At 34.0% G+C, this 25,913-nt stretch carries 22 protein-coding genes; 4 read left to right on the forward strand and 18 right to left on the reverse strand.

What is annotated here, in order from left to right; all coding sequences use genetic code 11:
* Positions 1-55: 55 nt before the first annotated feature.
* The 11 genes from ACQUQZ_RS24640 to ACQUQZ_RS24690 all read right to left on the reverse strand — a co-directional run bounded on the left by ACQUQZ_RS24640 (position 56) and on the right by ACQUQZ_RS24690 (position 11,676).
* Positions 56-1,048, reverse strand: coding sequence for an SDR family NAD(P)-dependent oxidoreductase (locus ACQUQZ_RS24640; RefSeq protein WP_435357856.1), 993 nt, complete (start codon positions 1,046-1,048; stop codon positions 56-58).
* A 102-nt stretch (positions 1,049-1,150) separates the two neighbouring features.
* Complete coding sequence (locus ACQUQZ_RS24645) at positions 1,151-2,107, reverse strand: alpha/beta hydrolase (RefSeq protein ID WP_435357858.1); 957 nt, start codon at positions 2,105-2,107, stop codon at positions 1,151-1,153.
* 7 nt (positions 2,108-2,114) lie between these two features.
* The gene (locus tag ACQUQZ_RS24650; protein ID WP_435357860.1) at positions 2,115-2,552 is read right to left on the reverse strand and encodes a nuclear transport factor 2 family protein; all 438 of its coding nucleotides are present in this window, start codon (positions 2,550-2,552) and stop codon (positions 2,115-2,117) included.
* 516 nt (positions 2,553-3,068) lie between these two features.
* Positions 3,069-3,923: a hypothetical protein gene (locus ACQUQZ_RS24655; protein WP_435357862.1), complete on the reverse strand. Its 855-nt coding sequence runs from the start codon at positions 3,921-3,923 to the stop codon at positions 3,069-3,071.
* 283 nt (positions 3,924-4,206) lie between these two features.
* Positions 4,207-4,479: a hypothetical protein gene (locus ACQUQZ_RS24660; RefSeq protein ID WP_435357863.1), complete on the reverse strand. Its 273-nt coding sequence runs from the start codon at positions 4,477-4,479 to the stop codon at positions 4,207-4,209.
* 1,689 nt (positions 4,480-6,168) lie between these two features.
* The gene (locus tag ACQUQZ_RS24665; RefSeq protein WP_435357865.1) at positions 6,169-7,083 is read right to left on the reverse strand and encodes a helix-turn-helix domain-containing protein; all 915 of its coding nucleotides are present in this window, start codon (positions 7,081-7,083) and stop codon (positions 6,169-6,171) included.
* A gap of 30 nt (positions 7,084-7,113) precedes the next feature.
* Positions 7,114-7,929, reverse strand: a complete 816-nt coding sequence (locus ACQUQZ_RS24670; protein ID WP_435357867.1) for an SDR family oxidoreductase — start codon at positions 7,927-7,929, stop codon at positions 7,114-7,116.
* A 91-nt stretch (positions 7,930-8,020) separates the two neighbouring features.
* On the reverse strand, positions 8,021-9,196 hold the full coding sequence (locus ACQUQZ_RS24675; protein ID WP_435357869.1) for a low temperature requirement protein A: 1,176 nt from the start codon (positions 9,194-9,196) through the stop codon (positions 8,021-8,023).
* A gap of 113 nt (positions 9,197-9,309) precedes the next feature.
* Positions 9,310-10,155, reverse strand: a complete 846-nt coding sequence (locus ACQUQZ_RS24680; protein WP_435357871.1) for an SDR family oxidoreductase — start codon at positions 10,153-10,155, stop codon at positions 9,310-9,312.
* Positions 10,156-10,192: 37 nt separating this feature from the next.
* A complete protein-coding gene (locus ACQUQZ_RS24685; RefSeq protein WP_435357873.1) occupies positions 10,193-10,657 on the reverse strand; it encodes a VOC family protein in 465 nt (154 codons plus the stop codon).
* Between the two features lie 95 nt (positions 10,658-10,752).
* Positions 10,753-11,676 carry an AraC family transcriptional regulator gene (locus tag ACQUQZ_RS24690; RefSeq protein ID WP_435357875.1) on the reverse strand — a complete coding sequence of 308 codons (924 nt, stop codon included), beginning with the start codon at positions 11,674-11,676 and terminating at the stop codon, positions 10,753-10,755.
* A 645-nt stretch (positions 11,677-12,321) separates the two neighbouring features.
* Between ACQUQZ_RS24690 and ACQUQZ_RS24695 the strand changes: the two genes are divergently transcribed.
* Together ACQUQZ_RS24695 and ACQUQZ_RS24700 are read left to right on the forward strand one after the other, a co-directional pair.
* A complete protein-coding gene (locus ACQUQZ_RS24695; protein WP_435357877.1) occupies positions 12,322-13,362 on the forward strand; it encodes an SDR family oxidoreductase in 1,041 nt (346 codons plus the stop codon).
* Positions 13,363-13,542: 180 nt separating this feature from the next.
* The gene (locus ACQUQZ_RS24700) at positions 13,543-14,313 is read left to right on the forward strand and encodes a helix-turn-helix domain-containing protein (RefSeq protein ID WP_435357878.1); all 771 of its coding nucleotides are present in this window, start codon (positions 13,543-13,545) and stop codon (positions 14,311-14,313) included.
* 51 nt (positions 14,314-14,364) lie between these two features.
* Here ACQUQZ_RS24700 and ACQUQZ_RS24705 read toward each other — a convergent pair whose 3' ends face one another.
* Complete coding sequence (locus ACQUQZ_RS24705) at positions 14,365-15,120, reverse strand: NUDIX hydrolase (protein WP_435357880.1); 756 nt, start codon at positions 15,118-15,120, stop codon at positions 14,365-14,367.
* Between the two features lie 117 nt (positions 15,121-15,237).
* Here ACQUQZ_RS24705 and ACQUQZ_RS24710 point away from each other — a divergent pair, with 117 nt between their 5' ends.
* Together ACQUQZ_RS24710 and ACQUQZ_RS24715 are read left to right on the forward strand one after the other, a co-directional pair.
* Positions 15,238-17,967 (forward strand): PQQ-dependent sugar dehydrogenase, encoded by a 2,730-nt coding sequence (locus tag ACQUQZ_RS24710; protein WP_435357882.1) that lies wholly within the window; start codon positions 15,238-15,240, stop codon positions 17,965-17,967.
* A 26-nt stretch (positions 17,968-17,993) separates the two neighbouring features.
* Positions 17,994-19,025 carry a sugar phosphate isomerase/epimerase family protein gene (locus tag ACQUQZ_RS24715; RefSeq protein WP_435357884.1) on the forward strand — a complete coding sequence of 344 codons (1,032 nt, stop codon included), beginning with the start codon at positions 17,994-17,996 and terminating at the stop codon, positions 19,023-19,025.
* Between the two features lie 206 nt (positions 19,026-19,231).
* Here ACQUQZ_RS24715 and ACQUQZ_RS24720 read toward each other — a convergent pair whose 3' ends face one another.
* The 6 genes from ACQUQZ_RS24720 to ACQUQZ_RS24745 form a co-directional block, all read right to left on the reverse strand.
* Positions 19,232-20,140 carry a helix-turn-helix domain-containing protein gene (locus ACQUQZ_RS24720; RefSeq protein ID WP_435357886.1) on the reverse strand — a complete coding sequence of 303 codons (909 nt, stop codon included), beginning with the start codon at positions 20,138-20,140 and terminating at the stop codon, positions 19,232-19,234.
* 13 nt (positions 20,141-20,153) lie between these two features.
* On the reverse strand, positions 20,154-20,504 hold the full coding sequence (locus ACQUQZ_RS24725) for a hypothetical protein (RefSeq protein ID WP_435357887.1): 351 nt from the start codon (positions 20,502-20,504) through the stop codon (positions 20,154-20,156).
* Between the two features lie 112 nt (positions 20,505-20,616).
* The gene (locus tag ACQUQZ_RS24730) at positions 20,617-21,537 is read right to left on the reverse strand and encodes an SDR family oxidoreductase (protein ID WP_435357889.1); all 921 of its coding nucleotides are present in this window, start codon (positions 21,535-21,537) and stop codon (positions 20,617-20,619) included.
* Positions 21,538-21,676: 139 nt separating this feature from the next.
* The gene (locus tag ACQUQZ_RS24735) at positions 21,677-23,848 is read right to left on the reverse strand and encodes a molybdopterin cofactor-binding domain-containing protein (RefSeq protein ID WP_435357890.1); all 2,172 of its coding nucleotides are present in this window, start codon (positions 23,846-23,848) and stop codon (positions 21,677-21,679) included.
* Positions 23,835-24,308: a (2Fe-2S)-binding protein gene (locus ACQUQZ_RS24740; protein WP_435357891.1), complete on the reverse strand. Its 474-nt coding sequence runs from the start codon at positions 24,306-24,308 to the stop codon at positions 23,835-23,837. The genes ACQUQZ_RS24735 and ACQUQZ_RS24740 overlap by 14 nt, the downstream gene beginning before the upstream one ends.
* A 674-nt stretch (positions 24,309-24,982) precedes the next feature.
* Positions 24,983-25,903 (reverse strand): helix-turn-helix domain-containing protein, encoded by a 921-nt coding sequence (locus ACQUQZ_RS24745; protein WP_435357893.1) that lies wholly within the window; start codon positions 25,901-25,903, stop codon positions 24,983-24,985.
* Positions 25,904-25,913 lie beyond the last annotated feature (10 nt).

The following is a 25,913-nucleotide window of genomic DNA, read 5'->3' on the forward strand; positions in this document are numbered from 1 at the left end:
TATATCCAAAGTTAATTGTAATACCGAAGTTTTATTTTGTTTAAAAGTTCAAGTGTTATTTTACCTCAAATGGTATATTTGTCATTTTTTCACTCAAAACCCACAACTGCTCAGCATCTTGAATGTTTAACGCATAAGGCATTACACCGCTTTGAAACTTTGTCTCTTCTGTGGCAAGGTTCGCAATATTGCAATCTTCGCAATACACACCGCTTATTTCATTGAGAAAAGTACTCGTTGCACACCAAACCGTTGTAGCAGCACCTCGGGGTATAGATTTTAATGATGCGGCTACTTCAGGTAATAGATTACCTTGTGCATCTAAAAAGCCCATTTGCTGGAAAAGTTCTAATGAAGCTTCTCTGCCTAATTCTGTACCGTTAACTGAACCTGGGTGTACTGAGTACACATTTACTTTATGAGGTTTTGCCTTTTCAGCCAATAACATTGAAAACAATATTATAGCAGTTTTTGATTGGCCATAACCAAGCAAAGTTTCATATGCTTTATAAGTAAAATTTGGGTCGGCAAAATCAAACGGAGCAAAATGATGGCCTTGTGAAGTAAGGTTGATGATTCTTGCTCCGTTGGCTTTTTTGAGTGCTGCCCACAAAAGTGATGTTAAATGAAATTGTGCCAAATAGTTTACTGCCAATTGCGATTCGATACCACGATTGTCTCGGCGAAGTGGCACCCACATTATGCCTGCATTGTTGATAAGTAAGTGTAAAGGTCTGCCTGAAGCTAAAAATTTGATTGCAAAATTATCGATTGATGAATGGTTCATTAAGTCCATTTCTTCTATCTCTACATTAGGTAATCCATGTAAATTTTTTTTAGCTTTTGCGATGTCCCTCGCTGGTACAATTACAGTAGCCCCTGCATTAGCTAAAGTTTTCGCTGTTTCTAAACCTATACCCGAATTACCACCTGTAACTATTGCGATTTTACCTGTAAGGTCAATGCCATGTATTACGTCTGTAGATGTGGATTGTGCATTGAAATCTGAATTTGTGGGCTGTTGTAATGCCCCTTGATAATTTGTCATTTTATTATATTTTTATTGTGATACAAAAGTACAATGTATATGAAATTGCAACTTTGTTTAAAAGGTCAAGTTTATTTTGTTCAAAAGTTCAGTTTACGTTTCCTACTTTTCATATACATATTTATCCATGAAGGATGCATAAGATGATAAAAGAAACTGCCAAGCATCTTTGCTGATTTCAAGTTTTGGAAACAAAATCTCAAAAGCATGGTAGCAACCTGGATAAAGTTTGAATAAAACAGGAATACCATTTTTCTCAATGTTTTTTACATATTCAATAGTCTCGTCTCGGAATGGTTCTAGGTCACCAACAAATGAGATAGTTGGCGGCAATTTTGAATAATTTTTTGCTCTGGCTGGAGCAGCATAATGTGGGATTTCTCTTAGATGCCCAACATATTTTGACCAACCTAACTTATTAGATTTTGCATTCCACCCTGCTGAATTGTTGTCGATTGCCGATACTGTATTTTGTCTATCATCAAGCATGGGGTAAATTGGCATTTGAAATGCAATTTTTACATCGTTGGTATCAGTTGCTTTTAAAGTTATGGCTGCTGTGAGTCCACCTCCTGAGCTATGACCTGTCACTATTAGTTTTTTAGGTAAAATATGAAGTTGGTTTACATTTTCATTCAGCCAAAGTAAAGTATCATAGCAATCATTGAATGCTGCTGGATAAGGTGCATCTACAGCTTTACGATAATCTGGGGCCACAACCACGCATGGCTTTGTGTCAATCAATTTTTTGATTACTGGCATAAACTCTTCAGGGCTACCTAACATATAACCACCGCCATGAATGTATAACATACCTGGCAATGTACCATTTGTATTCAATGGCTTAAAAATTCTTATCCTAATATCGGGGCCACCATTTCGACTTGGGATATATTTTTCTTCGCATTGAAGCCCTTCAATATTTTTACCTTTTGACCTTTTAGTATTGGCATTAAGCATTCTAATGCCAAAATCATTCATGAGTAATCTTGAAGAAAATTTCATTATGTCATAGCTACCTTGTAGCTCTTTATTGTGCATTTGTTTTGTTACTTTCATGGCTGGATTATTTAGTAGTTATTAAATCAGAAAGACCATTTGGAAAAAAAGCTTGAACAAATGGGATTGTGTTCAAAAATTCACGATGGCAAAGTATTTCACCATCTTTTGCAATCAAATGACCTATATACAACTGCTTATATTCACGACCATTGGCCAATGTAGCTTCGCTTTCATATTCTGCTACTACTTCTGTGGGTGTTTCTAATATAACTTTGATAGTAGTGAAGTGAAAATTTGGGGCATTCTGAAGAAGGCCACTCATTGTGGATTCTATTGATTCTTTACCCGTAATCTTTGATGGCATACCAAGTGTTACTACATAAGGAGCATCTATATAGCCATCTTTTGCAAAGAATGAAGCCGTTTTAGAAGGGTTGCCTTCGCTTACACTTGTGAGGTAATCAGAGAGCAATTGTGCTGCTGGTTTAAAATTCTGTTCCATTTTTAATTTGTTTTTTAAATTATTTAATGAGACAAAATTAGAGCAGAATTAGGAAATGGATTTTGTTTTAAGGGTCAAGTTTGTTTTGTTTAAAAGTTCATTGCTTTTACATTATTAAAAATGAAGAAAGGCAGGAACATTGTATTGAACCCGCCTATTGATAAATAGAAAATTTTAAAATTAGCCCACTGGTACAATATCCAACTGCTGCATTATAGTCATTTTGTCGGGTGATACCCAAAAGTCTGTTATCTTGTATCTACAATTTTCATGATGCCAATATCTGTAGCATCTACTAAATTGGTTACAATTAAACATTTAGGGAGAATCTTTCATAAAACCAAGGTTTTGCTGTTCGCCAATGCGGTCGTAGTTTTTGTATTGTTTAGTATCTTTCAAAGATTATGCTGAATTATTCTTGTCGTACTTTTAAATTATCAAACAAACGTCGTTTTGTGAGACTGGAGTATCCTTTTTGATCCTAAAACACTAATACGAAAGCTACCATGAGTCTGTCTATAATTGAATCACTGGTACCTTATTTTTTTCAATAAGCAAAATTAGCCCAATAAAATACCCAATAATAGGCGAAAAACCATATCCTATAATCATTACAGGAAAATTTCCAATGAATGAAGAGGTAATTAGCAAGATAAAATAACACCCCAATGAAATTATTAATTTATCTTTTTTGAATTGACCTAAAAAAAAAGGCAAAACCAAAATGAATAATGAAAACAATGAAATAATAAATAAATAAGGTGAGATTCTTTCAGTCAAACTCATAATATCTTCAACATAATTTGCAGGTTTTAGGTTATCCAAAAAATACCAAGAAAAAGCAACTGAAAGTAATACTAGCAAGATGAAAATGATAATTATTACCTTGTTTTTCAATTTGTCAATCATCAATATGGTGGCAGAGATTGAAAATGCTGTTACTAATGAGGCGTCTGGTTGAAGCAAAAACAATATTGTTACCAGAGTAAAGGCAGCACAGCAATAATATACATTCGTTTCTCTTGAAATTAATAATAAAACTACGGGTGAAATTATTAAACCTACATTTAACTTTATTGAACCGAAATTTAACCAGCGATGAACATCATCAATCCCTTTATTGAAAAAAGTACCAAATAGTAAGATAATTGCTAAAAATAAAATTAGTTTTGAGTTGATATTTTTTATCCGAAGTCTATCCTTGAAAAAAAGGAAGGCAAGCAATGAAAAAATCAAAACAGAAGTCAAATTAATTATCCAAAGTTGTTTTGGAGCATTAAAATAAATCATTGTATAAACTCCAGTTATTGTAGCAGGAATGGCTATAAATGGAATTATCGGGGTTAATATTCTGCTATTTCTTTTGGTCATTACTCAGAGATGAGAGGTCTGTTAAACTTGCCGCTAACTTTCAAATATATGAAAGTTTTTCGTTCCACCGCAACGGTGATTAAATAAAAAAATATATGAGAAAAAAAAGATACTTATGAAAGTAGAAAATTTGGGTCAATTATAATCCATGCAATACAATTTCAAAAAAACGTATCGTAGAAATATTCTATTATCATCTTTTAACCCTTGAACGATACGATTAATCAAAGAACCAAAATCCAGAAACATACTCCACCCAATCCAAGAAGCAATTTCGGTCATTTTAAAACTGACTGTATGATAATTCTGTGTAGTAGATACTGATAAAAAGAGTGATGGGAATATTTGGCATATCTGTGTCTAAATTCATTTGATAATCTCCAAACTTTTGAGAACTCAAAGCATTGGGTGAAAGTGGGGCATACTGAGGTATGAATTTCTTGGCTCGTTCGTCGGATTCAGATAAAACCGATAAAACTGCTTGTGTGGTTTTAAGTGTGTCGGGTTTAGGTTTCTTGACTTGTGCGGAAATTTTTAAAAGCCAAAAGTAAAACACAAAACAATCAGTATCTTTCTCATAGAAAGAGGGGAGTTAAAGTTTAAAATATGTGATTTTTTTTAGATACTTTTTGGAATGGATGTGAGGCAATGATTAAATTTAGCCGTACACAAAATCCCTCACATTTGGTTTTAGGCAATAGCTTATTGTTTAGACATAAAAAGGGTGTATCATCTCCCAATATTTTGTTGTATTAAGCTGTATTAGGGTTGTATTAAGTTGTATTAGCTTTGTATTTGGCTGTTTTACAAGTATATTAGGTTGTATTAGTATGTATTAGAGTTATATTAGCTGTATTTACGGTTGTATTAAGTTGTATTAGCTTTGTATTTAGCTGTATTAAGTTAAAAATAATGTGTTTTTCATGTAAAAAAAATGATAAAAGCAGTAAGAAATGGTGTTACAGTCATCATGTTTTGAATCTTAGAAAAAGTCATTAATATAACATTCGTTATAAAACCAATATGCCTTTTTTTCAATTGCTACCACTGATCAAAAATTGCACTTTTTTAAGATCGCAACTGTGTAATTATGCCTACCATTTTTGAAAAAATGATTCATTTCAAATAAAAAAGGCTAATTTTCCTGATTTAAAAAAATTAAATCCACTATGAAACATATAAAATCAATTTTAAAAACTTATCTCTAAAAATATAAATAGTTGATAATAACCATTTTATAAGAATATATTCAAAAAAATCAGGTTTCAGACCGCATGACAAACCAATTCTAATTGTTGGGCTTTACCCAACAATGGACTAAACAATCAATTTAGCATAGAAGTCACACTATTTTTGTAGGTTTTCAATTTTGTTGGGAGGAGAAATGCTGTCTAATTACTGAAACAAAACTACTATCATGAAATAAATTTGAAGAGTTTGTCTCCGAAAGATATTATAATTCCTAACAAAAAATTATCTCTTCCGATGTTTCAGTTTTTGTAAACGCTGTAAACACTTTGTAGATCAAAATTATGTAAACTATTGATAATCAGGTGTAAACAATGTTTACACTCTTTGTAAACATTGTTTACAGTTTTTGTAAACGCTGTAAACACTTTTTGTAAACATTGTTTACACTCTTTGTAAACGCAGTAAAAACTATTTTTTAAACACTATTATACAATATTTTTTGCCAGTTATTTTCAATACTTATATTATCAAGAAATATCATCAGAAAAACTATCACAGAGTTGAGTGACTCAAAACCTTGAGGCAGAACAGGTGGCAGACCCAAAGATTTATTTGAGCATTATCAACTTGTAGTCCCCTAAGTAAAAGAAATGTACGAAAAAGTAAAAAAGCAACTAAGAAACCATAAAGTTATTTGGAATGATTGGTCTAATCAGATGGACGTTTGTTTGGACTCGTACTTTCTATAATGTGGTAGGTAATATATAGGAATAAAATCAAGCAAATTTCCGAAATTTAGGTTTCACAATACAACTGCTATGAAACCACATGAACTCCTTATTCAACTGGACCTACTTTTTGGACTATATTTATACAATATATATATAGACGAGTTTTCAGAACTGTCTGGTTCAGAAAGCTACGACTTTCTGGACAATTGCAAACTCATACATTATAAGGAATTATTAAAAAATTATATTTTTAATAATTCCTATTTCTAATTTAGCACTTTCAAATGGCAAAATAAAAATTAAACTACTATAAAGCATGTTGTTTAATTAAATGATTGTTTATATGCCAAAGGGGTCATATTTGTCCGTTTCTTAAATAACTTACTGAAAGATTGAGAATGCTCGAATCCTAATTGAAAAGCAATTTCAGAAACAGACAACTCTGAAATTACCAAATATTCTTTTGCCACTTCAATCAATTTGTTATGAATGTGTTGTTGTGTATTCTGACCAGTTAATGAACGCAACATATCACTTAAATACCGAGGAGATACATTTAATTTTTCTGATATAAACTCTACTGTTGGTAGCCCGCTGTTAATAGTTTCCTTTTGCTCAAAATAATCATTTAGAATCCTCTCCATTTTTGATAATAAATCGTTGTTCACAATCCTTCTTGTAATAAATTGGCGTTTATAAAAACGATTGCTATAATTTAGCAACAATTCAATTTGAGATACCAGTACATCTTGGGTACTATCATCTATTGAGCCATTCAATTCCTCATATATATTATCAAAAATCTGAAAAATAATCTGTTTTTCTTTATCAGACAAGTACAGAGCTTCATTTGCGGCGTACGAGAAAAAAGAAAAGTTCTTAATTTTTAAAACTAATGGATAATTTAAGATTAGGTCTGGATGAAATAGCAATGTATAACCTGATAGGTCTTCGTCGTTTTCCCCTCTTGCCAACAGCTGATTAGGTGCAATAAAAGCCATTTTACCCTCATTGAAATCATAATAGTTTTGGCCATAGCCTATTTTTCCTTGGAAATTTACTTTATACGATATTTTATAAAAATTCATTAGAAGAGCCTTCGGTTGCTCGTCAAATGGTGTCTTCATATCGGCGTAATTAACCAGACTTACTAAGGGATGCAAAGGTTTTGGCAAGCCTAATACTTTATTTAATTCAGAAAGTGAATCAAATTTTACAACACTATCAATTTGTTTCATTGTTGTTTGTTAAGTATTACTTTCAAATTTCTAAATAACAATAGGAAGATTAAGCTTCTGTTTTAGTTCAATTCTGAAATTTTCTGCTCCTATTTTGCTTCGTTGCTGAAAAGTCTCTACCGAATCTTTACCTGCCAAATATCGCAATTGGTCTTTACCATCTGTGGCTGCCTCGTAAATCACTTCTGCTATTTCTTCTACTTCATTGAATTGAAAGAGTTGTCCATTGCTGATGAGTTTTCTCATACTTTCGTTTACAACTTCATACCCATTAGTATCTGCAAATTGCATTGCATTTACAAAATTGCTTTTGATACCCCCTGGTGCAACGGTTTTAATTCCAATATTAAACAAAGCAAGGTCGTATGAAATACTTTCACTAAATCCTTCCAGTGCCCATTTTGTAGCATTGTACACACTTGACAAAGGACAAGATGAAAATCCAAAAATGGAAGTAGTTGTAATAAAAAGCCCTTCTCCTTTTTGTTTGAAATATGGGATAAAAGCTTTGGTAACTCTGATAACACCCGTTAGATTGGTTTCAATTTGTTGTAAAATTTGTTCGTCAGTGGCATACTCCAATGCTCCTCCTAAACCATAACCTGCGTTATTGAAAACCACATCAATGTTTTGGTGGGCAGTGATGCTCTTAAGGGTTTCATTAATCTGTGAAACATTGGTAACGTCCAACGAAACTAAACTTACATTTTCTAATTGTATCAGTTCAGTTTCCTTTTCGGGGTTTCTCATAGTTGCTATTGCATTCCAACCTTTGGATTGAAATAGTTTTGCTGTGGCCTTACCCAATCCAGCTGATGCACCAGTAATTAATATCGTTTTTCTCATTACAGTATGTTTAATTTTTGTGATGCAAAATACGGTAATATAAAAATGAGAAAAGTTGCCAAATTGAGTTTGTTTGTAGCCAAAATTACAATCATGAATTATTTTTTATCTCAAAAAAACAGAATGAAATAAAAGCAATCAAGCTTAGTAAAACAACTAGTATTACAGTAAGATAGATGAAAAGGCTATTTAGATGGAAGAATGAGTAAAATATAAAAAAAAGAGAAACACCTGCTATTCCATAAGTTATTGGCTGTTTGTTATGTACTTCTTCATTATATTTCACAAAGTATGTTATGAATAGCACCCCAAGCAAAAATATTCCTATTGCGATACCTAATGATAACCTAAACAAATGAAATTGATAGAAGTCAGCATTATGAAATAGTTTGGAGAACGAAACCCCGATAATACCCAATGCCATTAAAGTAGGGATATAAACAAGGGCCATGAGGTTGCTCCAAAGAAATCCGTGCCTTATTTCTTTATCTGCCACCATAGAAAAAAACAACCACCACAAAGTAAACACAATCAAGATGCCAAACCCGAAGTTTATCCAAGTTAAAAAATTCAAGTGATTAACTTCCGAGATACCATTAACAACCCCAATCACAACCTCACCAAATATAATTATTGTAAAAAGTCCAAGGCGTTCGGTCATACTTTTAGAAAAAGAAAAATCATTGTTACTTCTCTTCAATTCTTTGGTTAATAAAAAAGGAGGCAGATAATTGAAGAAAATAGCTATTAAATGCCAATAAAAATTGAAGTTACTCGGAACTGACAATGAGAAGAGAAGGACAAAAAATGAAATTAAAAAACATATAGTATATGGTAGATTTAAGCGTCTGTGTGATTTATCATAAATACCAACACTCCACCATAAATAGGTTATAAAAACTTGCATTATCAAAATGACAATCGTAACACCCGTTTGGCTTTGAGAGGAACTTAAAGTTACCACTAAAGCGGCAACAATTATCATTTGCCAAAGCGTCATTAGATACGTTCTGAGTCCATTTGAACCGTGCAAATCATGGTATAAACTACCATTTAACCAGCCCCAAAATATAATACTAAATAGATAAAAATAGTTTTTTAAGCCTTCCAAACTAAAATCTTCTGATAAATGATGGGTGATTTTTGAAATCGCCAAAACATATACCAAATCATAAAATAACTCCAACCAGCTAATTTTTCTATCAGAAATTTCAGGAGAAAAGAATTTAGGTGGCCCCCACCAAGGTAAATTATTTTGTAGTTTCATTTCGGTAAATTTTAATATAAAAGTTCAATTCTAAACGGGTTTTCAATAAAATGACCGATACAAAAATTTATATTCACATTCGTATCGGTCATTTTTCAATTCACAGAAAAAAATTAGAATCCCGTAGACAAAGTATAGCTTTTCCAATGTTCCAATTCCTTGGATACTTCTTCCAATTTATTTTTAGAAATATCATAAGCATCTTGTCCTAAGAATAGGTGTAAAGGTGGGTTTTGTTCTTTACTCATTTGTATTAAAACATCTATTGCTTTATTAGGGTCTCCAGGCTGATTGCCATCTATTTCGTTTTGATGTGCAATCTGAGATTGTCTTGCTTCCAAGTATTCATCTATTGGATTTCTGGGTGCTAAAACGGAATCTTTCGACAAGAAGTTAGTTCTGAAATAGCCTGGATACACCAACGTGACATTTACTCCAAATGGTTTTACCTCTACTGCAAGTGCTTCTGTTAAACCCGCTACTGCAAATTTTGTAGAACAGTAAATCCCCCAAGCAGCAAAGCCTCCAACAAAACCACCAATAGAAGATATGTTAAAAATATGTCCTGATTGTTTTGCTCTTAAATGAGGTAATACTTGGCGAGTTACATTCAGTAGTCCAAAAACATTTACGTCATAATTGTTCCTAACCTCTTCATCACGCAGTTCTTCGACAGTACCAATTTGCCCATATCCAGCATTATTTACTAAAATGTCAATGGTGTTGAAATGCTTCAACGTTTCGACAACTACATCTTTGATACTTTTTTCATTTGTTAACTCAACTTCCAATGGAAGAAAGTTTTCAGTTGTATTACTAATAGCTTCTATTAATGATTGTTTACTTCTGGATGTAGCAGCCACTTGATAGCCATCATTCAAAAGTCGCTTTACAAGCGTAAGTCCTAATCCTTTTGAAGCACCTGTTACAAACCAAACTTTATTTTTTAAATTTTCCATGATTACTATTTTCTTTAACTGATATTTTCTTTAATATTTAATTGGGAATAATCTCTGCGAGCTCTATTACATTTCCCCATAAGTCAGAGAAAAAACCAAGACGTTTGCCAATTACAGGTAAATCAAAAGGCTCACCGAGTATGGTTACTCCTCTTTTGCTTAGTTCGGCCAGCGTTTCATCTACACTTTTTACATCCATACAAATGTGATGATAGCCGCTTGGGTGAAGGCTTTCGTTTAGGTCGGCATAGTTTGCTTTTGGCTCTGGGTTACCGCCAGCCAATAGTTCTATCCAAAAATTATCGTCATTGGCTGGAGCTAAATAAGCCAATTGTAAATCACCAAATGGCCATTCGTGAAGTAATCGAAAATCTAACTTTTCGATGTACCAGTTTTTAGTTTGCTCGTAGTCAGGAACTCTGAGAGCTACGTGAGCACCTCTCATGTTTTTAAAAACACTTTCTGTGTTTTTTGCAGGAATTTTGATTGTTACGTTTGCCATTTTTCTTTGTATTTAATTGTAGTAAATTAACAATACAAAGGTGGCAGAAGAGGCAGAATTAAGTTATATGGAAAACAATGCAAGTTTTATTAATTTCAAAGATGATATTGTTTTCTAAACTCGGTAGGGGTAAAACCTGTATTTTTTTTGAAGAAAAGATTGAAATTTGATTGTTCGGTGAAGCCAATACTATAACCTATCTCATGCAAATTCCAATCAGTTTGCACCAATAGTGCTTTTGTTTCATCCAATAGTCTATTACGAATATGTGTACTGACATTTTGACCAGTATGTTTTTTAATAATAGCATTAAGATGATTTGGATGTACTGCTAAGCTCGTAGCAAACTCCTTGGCAGTTTTAATTCGTATTGGGTTAGTATAATTGATTTGTGATGATTCTTTTTCAAGCAAGTTAAAAAACTGATGAACATATCTATACTCATCACTGACATTATCTGGTTTTGGGTATTTACCTGCCTTTATTCCTTCCAAAATTATCATTTGAAGAAATATTTGCATTGAATCTTCCGAGTACTCCGAATTCAATTTTTCTTCATCTTGCATCTTTTTAAAGTAGTTTTCAATCACTATCAGCTCATTTTCATTTAAACTAATGATACTTTTACTTTTATCATTGAATAACTGATATTTGTCAATTGCAGTTTTTAGCTGTGGATGGTGGTTAATATATTCTTTTTTAAATAGACAGAAGTAACCCGCACTTTCTGATGGTATTCTCTTCCATGAGATAATATCGTTAGGGTGTATAAATAATATTGTAGGCTTATCTATATTATATGTATTCAATCCCATCGTAAAAACGCCTTCTCCTTTTGAGATTAATAGCACCTTATAAAACTCCCTCCTATTCGGTGATAAGTAGTTTCGGCACTCGTTCTCTTCACGATTAAAAACACGTATGTTCCAATCTTCGTAATATTGACGAAAAACTGGGATTAAATCAGGAATATCTCGTAATGTATCAATTGCTTTGCTATCAATAGTATGACTTACCATCTCTATTTATCGAAATTTTGGAAAATTATTAAATTTTTATTGAAAAAAAATAATAAAAACAGTTCACTAAGACTTCTGTTTATTGATAACTGTAGTAACTACTCTTCAAAATTATCAAAAAAACTAATTTATTTTATGATTATTCAAATGAACTTTGTGGGATGTTATCTATAATTCACTTATTGTACAATTATATTATTGGTAGTTTTAAAATTACATAGCAGCTGTAACTATTTGAACCTTAGTAATCTCAAAATATCATTTTAATCTTTCAAGGTATTCGTAATATTTGTTTTTAATAAAGTTAATTTAAGCTTTCAACAATATTACTCTACAAGGTCATCAATGATGAAAAAGCAAAAAAAAACCGGCTTTTTTTGACCTAAAATACTAGCTTAGATTTCCTTTCTAATACTTACACTGCCTTCAAGTTTTCATAGTAACTAACTCGGTGATTTTTGTAAAATTATATATCTTTTATTGCAATCAAATATCTTCACAAATTAAAAGCTTCCCCTTTAGACACTAAAATTTTACTATTTGAACATTTTTTGACCTTCTCAACAAACCATTTTTGGACTTTTCAACAATCAAGTCAATGTTTATTTCGATATACCTTTGCACCATTAATTTAAAAAAGCAAATATGGAAAATAAAGAAATGGTATTAGTAACTGGTGGAAATGGCTTCTTGGCAATGCATATTATTCTGCAATTATTGAAAAGAAACTTTAAAGTCAGAGCAAGTTTACGCTCCTTAAAAAGTAAAGAAAAAGTACTTGAAACCTTAAAAGCTAACGGAATCAATTCGTTTGAAAATTTATCATTTGTAGAATCTGAACTCCTCAGCGACCAAAATTGGAAGGAGGCTATGCAAGACTGCAAGTATGTACTAAGTGTTGCTTCTCCAGTATTTTTGGATAAACCCAAAGATGAAACCGAGGCCATAAGGCCGGCCGTTGAAGGCATACAACGTATTTTAAGGTTTGCTAAAGATGCTAATGTTAAAAGAGTAGTAATGACTTCAAACTTTGGGGCGGTGGGTTTTAGCCAAACTGATAAAAGTAGAGATACCACCGAAGCAGACTGGACAGATACAAATATCAATGGACTTTCTGTGTATGAAAAATCGAAAACTTTGGCAGAAAAAGCAGCTTGGGAGTTTATAAAAAGAGATGGCAATGGTTTAGAATTTGCTACCATTAATCCCGTAGCTATTTTAGGCCCATCGTTGAATGAACATGTCACAGGAAGTTTCAATATCTTATTACACATGCTCGACGGCTCAATGAAGGCCATTCCCAATATTCCACTAAATATTGTGGATGTACGAGACGTAGCAGACCTACACATCAAAGCCATGGAAAACGCCTCTGCTAATGGTCAAAGATTTATTGCTACTGCTGATGGACAAATATCGATGCAGGAAATAGCTGAGTTAATTAGAAACTCCAAGCCAATGTTTGCATCGAACGTATCAACCAGAAAAATACCTAACTTAGTATTGAAATTAGCTTCATTATTTAATGAAAAAGCCAAAGAAGGGTATTTGCTATTAAGAATGAATAGAAAAGTAAGTAATAAGAAGGCCAAAAATATGCTTGGGTGGAAGCCCATGAGTACTCAAGAAGATGCAATTCTGGCTTCTTTAGAAAGCATTATAAAATTCAATTTAATAAAGTCATGAAAATGAAAGAAGGTTGGTACAATAAAATTTTTGAAGCCGATAGAATTACTCAAAAAAAAATTCTATGTGAGCTGAGGTGCGGATTGTTATTCTACTTTGAAAATGAGATTTTAAAAACTTAAATTTACTATGGTTTTTAAATATTTTGCCTAACCAAAGAATGGCACCAAGTGCAATAAAATGATAGATTTAACAAAAGACCTTCTTATAAATATTCTTAACGAGCAATTTATACCTGACCATATATTTGTTTATGTGGCTGGTGGGAGTATTAATTGTTTTGATGGTCACAAAAGTTATGCTTTCAAATCGGGCGAATACTTCATAGCTCGTAAGAATCGCTTGGCTCGATACAAAATAGCTGACGATAACTTTGAACCAATAATGTTTTGTTTTGACTCGACCTTTTTAAAAAATTATTCGGAAGAAAATAAAATAAATTCATCAGAATTCCCATCTCTCGATACTTTTATTAAGCTTAAAAAGAATACGCTTATTAAGCAGTTTATAAAATCATTAAAACCCTATTACTTAGCTCAAAATACGCTTGACCCAGCCTTTGCAGATGTAAAATACGAGGAACTTTTGATAATACTCTTAAAAAGTCAACCAGAATTGACAAAACTATTATTTGATTTTGGTATTCCAACAAAAATAGATTTAGAAAAATTCATGCAGAAAAATTACCAATTTAATGTAAGTATAGCACGATTGGCCTTTCTAACTGGCAGAAGTCTATCTGCTTTTAAAAGAGACTTTAAAACAATTTTTAATGATAGCCCCAGTCATTGGTTGATTCAAAGACGATTAGAAGAGGCATATTTTCTAATTTCAAAACAAAAAAAGAAGCCATCGGTTGTTTATTTAGATTTGGGCTTTGAAGATTATTCTCATTTTTCTTTTGCTTTCAAAAAGAAATTTGGGGTGGCCCCAGCCGCACTTAATTTATAGGAATCTCACTATAAAGCACTCGTTTTTTACATACATTCTTCAAGGCTACTTTTAAAGGTCTATCCCGTTCTCCAAAGCCACTAAGTATTTTTGTGTATCGAATTTAAAAAGATGCGGGGCTTTATTGGCATTGCCAATCCTTTTCTCATCAAGTTTAATTAGAAAATCTTGGCTGACTAACGATTTATGAAAGTTTCGTCTGTCAAATTGTTTATTGAGAATGGTCTCGTACAATTTTTGTATCTCTGAAATAGTAAACTTTTCTGGTAAAAGATTAGAAATGGGCATAAATCTAATGTCTTTTCTTAATGTTTTAAGGGCTTTTTCTACCATTTCATTGTGGTCAAAAAGCATTAGCGGTAATTCAGAGATTTGATACCACTTACATTCGTCTGTAACTAAATCTGGTACTGCAGTTACTTTTTCAAAATCGAGCAACGCATAATAACCCACCGAAATTACCCTACCCAATGATTCGCCTGTCTTAAATGAACCACCAAATGCTGTCTCAAGGTACTTATAGGTTTCAGATTTACTGTAATTCTTATTACGAATTACATCTCCAAAAGTATGAAATTGTTGCAAAAAATGATTTTTTAAACCCGTTCGTTCTACCAATATTCGGACGGCCGCATCGTTCAGATTCTCATCAGGAAAAATCCGTCCTCCTGGTAAGCTCCACTTGTCGGTATTTTTCCATTTTAAAAGCAATACTTTCAACTCGCCTCCATTAAAACCGAAAATCACAAAGTCTATTGATACTTCTTTAAGTGACCTCTCTAATATATTTTTTAAAATGTTGCTCATCCAATAATTCGTTGTGGGTACAAAATTAATTTTTTTGTGCGTAAATATTACACATTAAGAAAATTATATTATTATTGCGTAGTTTTTACACATTAAGAAAGTTTAATAATAATTTTTATGAGAAATTTTCTATTTCTTCTTATCCTTTTTGTACCACTGCTCGGTTTTTCGCAAACACCTGAAGAAAACCGCTTTGAAAAAGTGGTATTAGCACAAAACCTAAACGAACCTATGGAGTTGGCGGTCTTACCCAACGAGGATGTCTTATTCATTGAGCGACACGGGGCAGTAAAATTGTTTAATAATACCACAAAAAAGACATCTATCATCGCAACTATACCAGTGAGCACCACCTATAGAAGTACTGAAGGAGTAGAATCTGAGGCTGAAGATGGACTTTTAGGATTAAATATCGACCCTAATTTCTCAAAAAATCACTGGATATATTTGTATTATTCGCCAGCTGGTGCCGAAGCAAAAAATATACTGGCACGTTATACTTTTATCAACAATACTTTAGACATTTCGTCTAAAAAAGTTATCCTTGAAATACCCACACAGCGAACTGACTGCTGTCATACGGGTGGTTCGATTGATTGGGATGCTGCTGGAAACCTGTACTTATCTACTGGCGACAATACGAGTCCTCGTGCCTCAGATGGATATTCTCCAATTGATGAGCGTGCAGGTAGGTCGGCCTTTGATGCCCAAAAATCGTCGAGTAATACCAATGATTTACGAGGTAAAATTCTGAGAATCCATCCAGAAGCTGATGGAACCTATACCATCCCTGAAGGAAACCTTTTTCCTAAAAATACGCCAAAAACTCGCCCAGAAATATATACTATGGGACACAGAAATCCTTTCAGGATATCAGTAGATAAAAAAACGGGTTTCGTGTATTGGGGCGACGTAGGCCCCGATGCTGGGACAGATTCTACTGGTTTGGGGCCAGCCGCAGAAGATGAGTTTGGACAAGCCCGAAAGTCAGGCAATTTTGGTTGGCCGTATTTTGTTGGCGACAACAAAGCATTTTGGGATTTTGATTTTGAATCCAGAAAATCAGGAAACAAATTTAATCCTGAAAAGCCAATCAATAATTCTCCGAATAACACTGGATTACAAGAAATTCCACCTGCTCAAAAGGCTTTCATTTGGTATCCTGCAAGCGAGTCTAAGCAATTCCCATTGTTAGGTTCGGGTGGTAGAAGTGCCATGGCTGGTCCAGTTTTTCATAAAGCCGACTTCCCCAATGCCACAAGAGTATTTCCTGAATATTATGAAAACAAATTGTTTATTTATGAGTGGATGCGTGATTGGATAATTGCCGTTACGATGAACGAAAAGGGGGAATATTCAAAAATGGAGAGGTTTCTTCCAAACCTAAAACTTGAACACCCCATAGAAATGGCTTTTGGCCCAAACGGCGATTTATATTTGCTCGAATATGGTCAAGGTTGGTTTATGGCTAATCCCGAATCGAAATTGGTACGTATCGAATACAACGGTGGTAACCGAAAACCAAAAGTTATGGCATCTGCCGATAAATTAGCAGGAGCATTGCCATTAAAAGTTCAGTTTTCAGCAGAAGGAACGGTTGATTTTGACCGTGATTCTCTTACCTATGAATGGAAATTGATAAACAGTAAAGGAGCTGTTTTGGCTCTTTTAAAAGAGAAAAACCCGCAGTTTGTATTCAAAAATGTAGGTAGATACAAAGCAGTTCTCACCGCAACCGATGCCAAAGGTTTGAAGAATTCGAGCGAAATTATATTGGTTGCTGGAAATGAACCACCTCAAGTAACTTTAGATATTACTGAGGGCAATAAAACCTTCTTTTTCCCAAACAAAAAAATTAGCTATAAAGTCAATGTTACTGACAAAGAAGACGGTAGTTTGGCGGACAAACGAATTGTGCCTTCAAATGTAAAATTTATGGCCAATTACCAAGACTCAGAAGATAATAGTCAAGAACCTAAAGGGCATCAATTTTCTGCATCTACGTTTACAGCAGGTAAAAACTTGATAGCGGCCAGTGACTGCAAAGCCTGCCATTTTGAAGATAAAAAGTCGGTTGGACCATCATTTGTTGAGGTTTCTAAAAAGTACAAAACAAGTTCAACAGCAATAGATGTGCTTTCGCAGAAAATTATAAAAGGTGGTGCTGGAGTTTGGGGTGAAGTGGCCATGTCGGCTCATCCAAGTGTTGGACTTCCGGAAGCTAAGCAAATGGTCGAATATATTTTAAGTCTGGGTGAAGAGAAAAAAGCCCCCAAATTATTGCCTACAACCGGACAGTTAGCATTTAAAATACCTTCAGGACTTGATTTAAGCAAAGGCGTCTATAAACTTACAGCATCTTATACTGATAAAGGAGCCAATGGCATGCAAGCATTATCTCATGAAAAAACCATCACTTTGAAAAATCCAGTGTTGGCACTTGGTTCTGCGGATGCGATGACCAAAGGTATAATGCGGTATAAAACAGGCACCATGGATTTACCAATTGTGATAGCAGCTAATAGTAATTTGAGTTTCAATAATATCGACCTAAAAGGTATTACTCGCCTTGAGATGACCATAGTGGCACCTGTGCAACAACTAAATTCCCAAGGAGGAGTAGTTGAAGTTCATCTTGATTCACCCGATGGCCCTATTTATGGCATAAGTGAGTTTGTACAGCCTAAAGACGACCCGAATTTATTTAATGGAAAATCAAAACCAGTTCCGTATAAAATCCCGATTACACCTGTAAATGGTATTCATAGTCTATATTTTGTTTTCAAGAACGAAAAAGCCAAAGGGGCATTATTTGTCCCGCTTACAGTAACTTTTATTTCAGAATAATTCTCAAAATATTTAAACATAAAAACATGAAAAACTCTCGTCGTCAGTTTATTAACCAATTGGGATTAGCCACCGCAGGGCTTGGCTTATCAAGTATTTTGCCTACTGAATTATTGGCAAATACCGCAAAACCTTTCACCTTTGAAATCTCATTAGCCGAATTTTCCTTTGCTTCCGAACTATATACTGGTAAAATGACCAATATGGATTTTCCTGAAAGAGCAAAAAAAGTGCATAATATAAATGTTTTAGAATATGTTTCTGGATTTTTCAACAACAAACATACCGACCAAAAATACCTGCAAGAACTCAAAACACGATGCAATGATTTAGGCGTTAAAAATCATTTAATTATGGTTGATGGCGAAAACATTACCGCTCTTGACGACAAAAAAAGGCAAAAAGCAGTTGAAAGCCATTATGCATGGGTGGAAGCTGCCAAATTTTTAGGATGCAGTGCTATCAGAGTGAATCTGGGTGATGCTATGGCAATGATGACAGGTAAACCTGAAGAAGGAACAAAAGAAGTTGTAGCCAAAGCAGCCGTTGATGGATATACTAAATTAGTCGAATTTGCGGGAAAAATGGGAATCAATGTGATTGTTGAAAATCATTTTAGTTATTCTACTGATGCTGATTGGTTGGTGGGTATTATGAAACAAATTCCAGCCAAAAACAAAGGTTTTCTCCCAGATTTTGGGAATTTCTGTGCCGAAAGGACCAAACCTGCTGCAATGGACATCAAGAGTATCATTGCGACTAAATGTCTAAAAGAATATGATAAATATGACGGCGTTAAGAAAATGATGCCGTTTGCTAAAGGTATCAGTGCTAAAACCCATAAGTTTGATTCCAATGGGATGGATTTAGATACCGATTTCATGAAGATGTTTACAATCATCAAAAATTCTGGTTGGACAGGCGGATATGTGGGCGTAGAGTACGAGGGTGGTTTATTACGAGATATGGGCGGTGACAATTCTTATCTTTCCAATGACGATGGTATTCGAGCTACCAAAGAACTATTAGAGAAAGTGTTAGCCAAATTAGGAAAGTAAAATAGATATTAACCAAAGCTATGTGTTTGAGCATAGCTTTGGTTGTTAGTAATTTTCAAATTGAGATATATTCATAACCTTCATAGTACTACTGTTGAGTTAGTTGAAAGAACCTATACAACTGAAGAAGAAGAACCTTTTGTTATTGAAAGTCTTTTGTTATTCTACTAAAAACAACTCACTCATTTGTCTAACAAAAACCAATTTCAATTAAAACTCTCTCTAAATTCTAATGGGCTAAGTAAAGTTTTTGTTTTAAATAATTTGCTAAAGGATTGTGGATGCTCGAAACCTAATTCATAAGCGATTTCACTTACCGATAATTCGGTAGTTGATAATCTTTCCTTAGCTTTTGATATTAATTTCTCATGAATGTGTTGTTGCGTACTGAGTCCTGTAAGTGAGGTGAGAAGCCCTCTCAAATAGCTTGCTGAGAGATTGAGTTGATCTGAAACATATTGGACAGTCGGAAGACCTTTTGAAATCATTTCTTCATCCTCAAAATAACGATTGAGTATATTTTCTAATTGCTCCAATATTTGGTGATTTGTTTTTTTTCGAGTAATAAACTGCCTGTTGTAAAACCTTTGAGCGTAATTTAGGAGAGTTTCGATGTAAGAAATTATTATTTCTTGACTAAAAGTATCAATGTTTGAATTATATTCTTGGCGTATATTTTCTATTATGCCATTTATAATTACTTCCTCCTTTTCTGAAAGAAAAAGTGCCTCATTTGCAGCATAATTGAAAAAATCATACTTCTTTATCTTTGAAGCCAATGAGGAATTCCACAAAAAATCTGGGTGAATAAATAGCATCCATCCTCGAAGGTTAGGAGGGGTGCCACCTGCTTCCCCTCGTAATATTTGACCAGGTGACATAAATGCCATTAATCCTTCATCAAAATCATATTTTTGCTGACCATATATTAAATTATCGCAGCCACGTTTTATAGAAATTACATAGAAATCAAAAATAACCGAATTCACTTCGGTATGATTTTTAAATTGAGATACGTCCACAAGGCTAATGAGTGGGTGATTTGGTTTTTCAAGACCAGCAATTTTATGGCCATCTGTGATGGTTTTTATTCGTATAGGAGGTAAACTTTGCATTTAATAAATGGATTTAATTTTTGAACGGATATTTAAGCCAAATCATTACCAAAGGCATTATCAAAAAAGGAATTTCAATCAATACCATCTTATAATTTTCTACCCTTATGGCAAATGCCATGATTGTAATAATAACAAAGGCGTTTAATAAATTACCCAAAAAGAAAGTTTTAGGAATGAGCTGAAGCACTGCTATCAAAATGCCCAAAATGCCCATATATTTCATACTGGACTCGTTCAGCCCCAGTTGTGCAATCATCTTTTGTTGTTCAATTGTAGGCGTTTTGAAAGAATCTAAACCATGTTTGAAATTTAACCCAGCCGAAGCTATCAAAAGGACTAATGAAATTATATTTTTTATCATTTTATTTAGTTTTATGTGATTTGTAAACTATAAATATAGGCAATATTGCTTTTTTATCGAAGTTTTATAGCATTATTCCTAATTGTTAATCATCAAGAAAAAACTATTGATGCTAAAATTTAACATCTGCTAATTGTAGCGATACTTCCCATAACTTTGCGGCCACATTTTTATCTTCTGCTTGTACAGGTATTTGTGAGAGTGAAGGAAATCCACGAGTTTCGCTCATTTTGTGAGGTCCATAATACGAACCTCCTATTGCATCTGGTGAAGTAGCCGCAAATAAAGTTGGCAATGCTCCTTGGGCTGGTGCTTGGAATAAAAAAGGGAAAAGCGTTCGCATCATTCCAGCAAAACTCCATCTACCAGCACCCGTTATAAGAAGATTGGTACGAGAAACACCTGGATGAGCGGCTAAACTCAGAATGCCCCAACCGTTTATATCACTTTGGCGTTGAAGTTCAAACGCAAACATGAGATTAGCGAGTTTTGATTGAGCGTAAGCAACCATAGGAGTGTAAGAAGACTTAGACTGAAGGTCGTCGAAATTAATTTTTCCCGCACGATTCGCAACGCTTGAAACTGTAACAACTCGTGCATCTTTCGCTTTACTTAACAAAGGTAAAAGTTGAGCTGTTAAAGCAAAGTGTCCGATATGATTCGTGCCAAATTGTAACTCAAAACCATCTGCTGTTTCGAGACGCTCGGGCGGAGTCATTACCCCAGCGTTATTTATTAGAAGATTGATAGCTTGTCCTTTTGAAATCATTTTTAAAGCAAAATCTTTGATTGATGAAAGATTTGCAAGGTCAATTTTCTCAAAACTCACTTTTGCTATCTGATTAACCTGTTTTATCTTGGCAATCGACTCAGCTCCTTTTTGCGAGTTACGCCCCATCATTATCACATTCCAACCTGCCAATGACAACGCCAGTGCATCTTCATAGCCAACTCCTTCTGTACTACCTGTTATTACAGCTAAACCTTCACTTCTTTGCGGAATATCACCTGCTGTCCAATTTTCGATTTTCATATTATTTTTAAATTCACCATTCATTGTGGTTAGAATACTTGTTTTTAAATTTCAAACTAAAGAAACTACCGCTCCAAGTTTGACTATTTTTAGATGATTATCTATTTTAAAAAAGGTCAAAGTATTTGATCTGCATCTTTTATGTTGTTTTTGCATTTTCAAATGCTTGTTGAAGGGGTAAAGAATATAGTCTAATACCTGTCAAATCGAATATGGCATTGGCTATAGCTGGTGCAATGGGCGAAATTGGCGGTTCACCTACACCAGAAGGTTTATCGGAGCCTTCATGTAAAATGACTTCAATTTTAGGAGTATCTTTAAGGGTAACTACCTTGTATAAATGAAAATTTGTTTCTACAAATTGACTATCTTCAATGGTTCCTTTTTCATAAAGTGAGGCACTGATTGCCATCATTGTAGCTCCTTCTACTTGCTGCCTGATACCATCAGGATTTATAATTTTGCCGGGGTCAATAAACTGAACTACATTTTTTACCTTTATCAATCCATCTTCAATTTTTATCTCTACCACTGCTGCCGAGATAGTTTTATGGTCCTCACAAATAGCCATGCCTCGACCAACATCTATTGGTTTAGCGTTACTCCACCCTGATTTTTGGCCAATAAGTTCAAGGATTTTTTTTCTTCTTTTCAATTTTTCATTGTTCTCACAGTGATTCAATCTAAATTTGAGTGGATTGATTCCTGCTTGGTGAGCCAAAATATCCATAAAACTTTCTATGGCAAAAGTATTGGCAAACATACCTACCCCACGCCACATGCTTGTTTCAAATGGAAGGTTATTATGCCATATAGTGGTTTTAATATTGGGAATGCGATACGCACATCGAGAGCCATGACCAGCTACAATAAAATCTGCTCCCAAAATGGTTTCTGCAATGGCAGGAACTGCCTTAAATGCCATCGGTCCAGTAGCAATATCATGTTCAAAAGCCAGAATATTACCATCATTACCCAATTTTCCTTTTAAAACGTGATGTGTGTTGGGTCTGACATACCCATTTTGAAATTCTTGCTGACGGGTATAAAGTAAGTGAACAGGTTTCCCAACGGCTTTTGATAACTTTGCCGCTTCTACGGCATTGCTCTTAAATGCCTTCCTCCCAAAACCACCTCCTAAATAAGCAGGAATGATGTCAATATTTTCCTTATCAATGTCTAAAGCTTCCGAGACTGAAGTTTGAATGTAAGTCGGATTTTGAAAAGAAGTATAAATCGTCACTTTATTTTCTTTAAAATCGGCAACTACTATTGATGGCTCTAAACAGGCATGAAAACCAATTGGGGTGCGAAATTCGCCAGTGATTGCTTTGCTTGGCACTTTATTGGTATCACCGTCATTTTGAATATTAACCTCATTCCCATTTCCAACTGTCATTAATTTTTCAATGGCTTTGGTGTTAATATTCGGAGCATAATTCCAATCGGCTTTTATGTTTTTTATAGCAGATTCAGCAGCAAATCTGGTAGTTGCTACAATACCAACCCACTCCTTTTCTTCAATTATTTTTAAGACTCCTTCTGTATTTTTAGCATTATTGGTATCAACACTTTTTAATTTCCCATTAATATATGGGCTATAAAGTACAGCACCATAGACCATATCAGGCAAAGTTGTATCAATGCCATAAATAGGTTTTCCAAGAATTTTATCTGGTAAATCAATTCTTATTTGCTCTTTACCGACATATTTAAAAGTTGAAGTTGGCCTTAATGCAGGTTTTTCAGCAATTTCCCATTTGGGAATCTGCTTGGCTAAGTCGGCGTATGATATTTTTTTATCACCAGCTATTAGCATTCCATCTTTTGTAGATATGTTGGTAATAGGAACATTCCATATTTTAGATGCTTGTAGTTTGAGCGTTTCTCTCAATGTGGCAGCAACTTCTCTGATAATTACATAAAATGAGGAAGTGCTATTACTTACACCAGTGTTTGAAAGGACACCATTTTTAGAATTGGCATGTACTACCTTTATTTTATCAAGCTGAAAATCTAATTCCTCTGCTGCAAGCATGGCGAAACCTGTAAAAATACCTTGTCCCATTTCGACTTTTGGGGATTTTAGTGTAATGGTATTATCGGCATTCAATTCAAACCATAATTTGGGGTCTAAATCAGATACATCAGCTGCTATTTCCATTTCAGAAGTGAAATCACTAATTTTTCTTCTAATAGGCCCTCTTCCAAAATAAAGTAATGCCAATGCTCCTGCCAAGCCCGAGCCTGTTATTGCTAAAAAATTTCTTCTAGAAAATCTCTTTTTGTTTTTTTTATCAGTGTTTTCCATCGTTTTTCAATTTTGCTGCTAAAAGAATTGCTTTAATAATTCGAGGATGTGTACCACAGCGACAAATGTTTGAAATACCGTTTTTTATGTCTTCCTCACTGGGGTTAGGGTTTTCTTCTAATAACTTAGTCGCTGCCATCATAAAGCCAGATTGACAATACCCACATTGCGGTACTTGAATTTCAAGCCAAGCCTGCTGTACAGGATGCAAATGTTCATTTGATTCAGAAAGCCCTTCAATTGTAGTTATTCGCTTGCCAATAGCCATTCTCACAGGATAAGAACATGACCGAACCAGCTCGCTATCTACATGAAGCGAGCAAGCACCACACAATGCCATACCACAACCAAATTTAGTGCCTTTCAGATTTGCTACATCTCTGATTAGCCAAAGTAATGGCATATCAGGGTCGGCATCCATTTCTAAAGCCTTGTTATTTATTGTTAAGTTTAATTTCATTATAATTATGTTTAAAAAATATATTCTACACTGGTCAACAAAGGCTTCTTCAACACAGCAAAATGCCCCTAATCCGTGCTTGTTCATAACCATACAAAGTTCAACATTGCAAAATTTTCATCTGTAATCAAAACGACTTTTGATGTAGCCAAAAAGCATAATTTCGATTATTTACTAGAGCTGTATTGTTAAACCTCGTTGTTGAAGCGGTTTTAGGTTTAAATTTTCATTCGCATTGAATGAACTTGAAAGGAACACCATTGAGGTTATTTTTTAGTACTTTTCCTTCAGCATTTTCTAAATCTGAAAATGTTAACGGATGAGATTCAATCAGAGGATTTATTTTTCGGATTCATATAATACTATGGTGATATTTACAACGGCACACAGCTAATATGCGGTTGAATGCTTTAATGTCAGTGCGGTAGGTTATTTGTTGAATCTATTTTAGTTCAACAGGCTTTTATAAGCGAAGTGGTCACCATTATTCGGGTGCATCATTTTTGCATTCTACCCATAAAGGAATCCTTTCTGTTCGGAATAGGACTATTCATACAGGTATCATAGAAATTCCAATTGGTAGTAGATTTGAAGTAGATTTTTTTATGGTATATCGTTGAAAAATATTACAAAACTTTAACAGTAAGTCGTTTAGCTCTTGTAATAAAAATCAATTAATTGAATGATGACCGAAATTGTAATGGACTCAAATTAGTTTTACTTTTAAACAATTTACTAAACGATTGGGAGTATTCAAAACCCAGTTGGTAAGCAATTTCACTCACTGAAAAGTCAGTAGTCGATAATACTTCTTTGGCTTTTTCAATGAGTCTGTCTTGTATATGTTCCTGCGTACTTTTTCCTGTCAGGGCTTTGAGTAAGCCGCTTAAATAGTTTGGTGAAATATTTAAGGTTTTGGAAATGTATTGCACAGTGGGTAATCCTTTTGCTCCTAAATCATCACTGTTGAAATAGCCCTCAAGCACATTTTCTAAGTTATTGAGAATAGTATGGTTGGTTATTGTTCGTGTTATAAATTGGCGGTTATAAAACCTATCAGCATAATTGAGCAATACTTCAACTTGTGAAACGATTACTCTTTGGCTGTATTTGTCAATATTGGAGTTATGTTCCTGATTGATATTTGAAATTAAACCTTCAATAATAATTTCTTCTTTATCCGAAAGAAAGAGTGCTTCATTTACGGCATAACCAAAAAAATCGTACTGCCGTATCGTTTTTGCTAATGAAGTATTCCATAAATAATCGGGATGAATGAGTAAAATCAAGCCTGTACCCAGATTGGTTACGTCTGGCTCTATTTCAATTTTTAATAATTGGCCTGGAGCTATAAAGAACAAGATACCTTCATCAAAATCGTACTCTAATTGCCCATATTTTATTTTGCCAAGAATATTTTTTTTTAGAGCAATTGAGTAAAAATCATAAATCCAAGAAATTGAGTTATTCTCTGCTGATTGCTTCAAATCCTCATATTTTATAACGCTTATGAGCGGATGTGCTGGTTTTGACAGCCCCTTAATCCGATGATATTCAGTAATAGATTTTATTCTTTTAATGTTATTAGAAGTCATCACCCTATCG

Source organism: Emticicia sp. SJ17W-69 (assembly GCF_051209875.1).
Lineage (GTDB): Bacteria > Bacteroidota > Bacteroidia > Cytophagales > Spirosomataceae > Emticicia.

Coding starts and splice junctions, on each gene's coding strand:
- ACQUQZ_RS24640 (WP_435357856.1), bottom strand. CDS start 1,048: ATGACAAATTATCAAGGGGCATTACAACAGCCCACAAATTCAGATTTC.
- ACQUQZ_RS24645 (WP_435357858.1), bottom strand. CDS start 2,107: ATGAAAGTAACAAAACAAATGCACAATAAAGAGCTACAAGGTAGCTAT.
- ACQUQZ_RS24650 (WP_435357860.1), bottom strand. CDS start 2,552: ATGGAACAGAATTTTAAACCAGCAGCACAATTGCTCTCTGATTACCTC.
- ACQUQZ_RS24655 (WP_435357862.1), bottom strand. CDS start 3,923: ATGACCAAAAGAAATAGCAGAATATTAACCCCGATAATTCCATTTATA.
- ACQUQZ_RS24665 (WP_435357865.1), bottom strand. CDS start 7,083: ATGAAACAAATTGATAGTGTTGTAAAATTTGATTCACTTTCTGAATTA.
- ACQUQZ_RS24670 (WP_435357867.1), bottom strand. CDS start 7,929: ATGAGAAAAACGATATTAATTACTGGTGCATCAGCTGGATTGGGTAAG.
- ACQUQZ_RS24675 (WP_435357869.1), bottom strand. CDS start 9,196: ATGAAACTACAAAATAATTTACCTTGGTGGGGGCCACCTAAATTCTTT.
- ACQUQZ_RS24680 (WP_435357871.1), bottom strand. CDS start 10,155: ATGGAAAATTTAAAAAATAAAGTTTGGTTTGTAACAGGTGCTTCAAAA.
- ACQUQZ_RS24685 (WP_435357873.1), bottom strand. CDS start 10,657: ATGGCAAACGTAACAATCAAAATTCCTGCAAAAAACACAGAAAGTGTT.
- ACQUQZ_RS24690 (WP_435357875.1), bottom strand. CDS start 11,676: ATGGTAAGTCATACTATTGATAGCAAAGCAATTGATACATTACGAGAT.
- ACQUQZ_RS24695 (WP_435357877.1), top strand. CDS start 12,322: ATGGAAAATAAAGAAATGGTATTAGTAACTGGTGGAAATGGCTTCTTG.
- ACQUQZ_RS24700 (WP_435357878.1), top strand. CDS start 13,543: ATGATAGATTTAACAAAAGACCTTCTTATAAATATTCTTAACGAGCAA.
- ACQUQZ_RS24705 (WP_435357880.1), bottom strand. CDS start 15,120: ATGAGCAACATTTTAAAAAATATATTAGAGAGGTCACTTAAAGAAGTA.
- ACQUQZ_RS24710 (WP_435357882.1), top strand. CDS start 15,238: ATGAGAAATTTTCTATTTCTTCTTATCCTTTTTGTACCACTGCTCGGT.
- ACQUQZ_RS24715 (WP_435357884.1), top strand. CDS start 17,994: ATGAAAAACTCTCGTCGTCAGTTTATTAACCAATTGGGATTAGCCACC.
- ACQUQZ_RS24720 (WP_435357886.1), bottom strand. CDS start 20,140: ATGCAAAGTTTACCTCCTATACGAATAAAAACCATCACAGATGGCCAT.
- ACQUQZ_RS24725 (WP_435357887.1), bottom strand. CDS start 20,504: ATGATAAAAAATATAATTTCATTAGTCCTTTTGATAGCTTCGGCTGGG.
- ACQUQZ_RS24730 (WP_435357889.1), bottom strand. CDS start 21,537: ATGAAAATCGAAAATTGGACAGCAGGTGATATTCCGCAAAGAAGTGAA.
- ACQUQZ_RS24735 (WP_435357890.1), bottom strand. CDS start 23,848: ATGGAAAACACTGATAAAAAAAACAAAAAGAGATTTTCTAGAAGAAAT.
- ACQUQZ_RS24740 (WP_435357891.1), bottom strand. CDS start 24,308: ATGAAATTAAACTTAACAATAAATAACAAGGCTTTAGAAATGGATGCC.
- ACQUQZ_RS24745 (WP_435357893.1), bottom strand. CDS start 25,903: ATGACTTCTAATAACATTAAAAGAATAAAATCTATTACTGAATATCAT.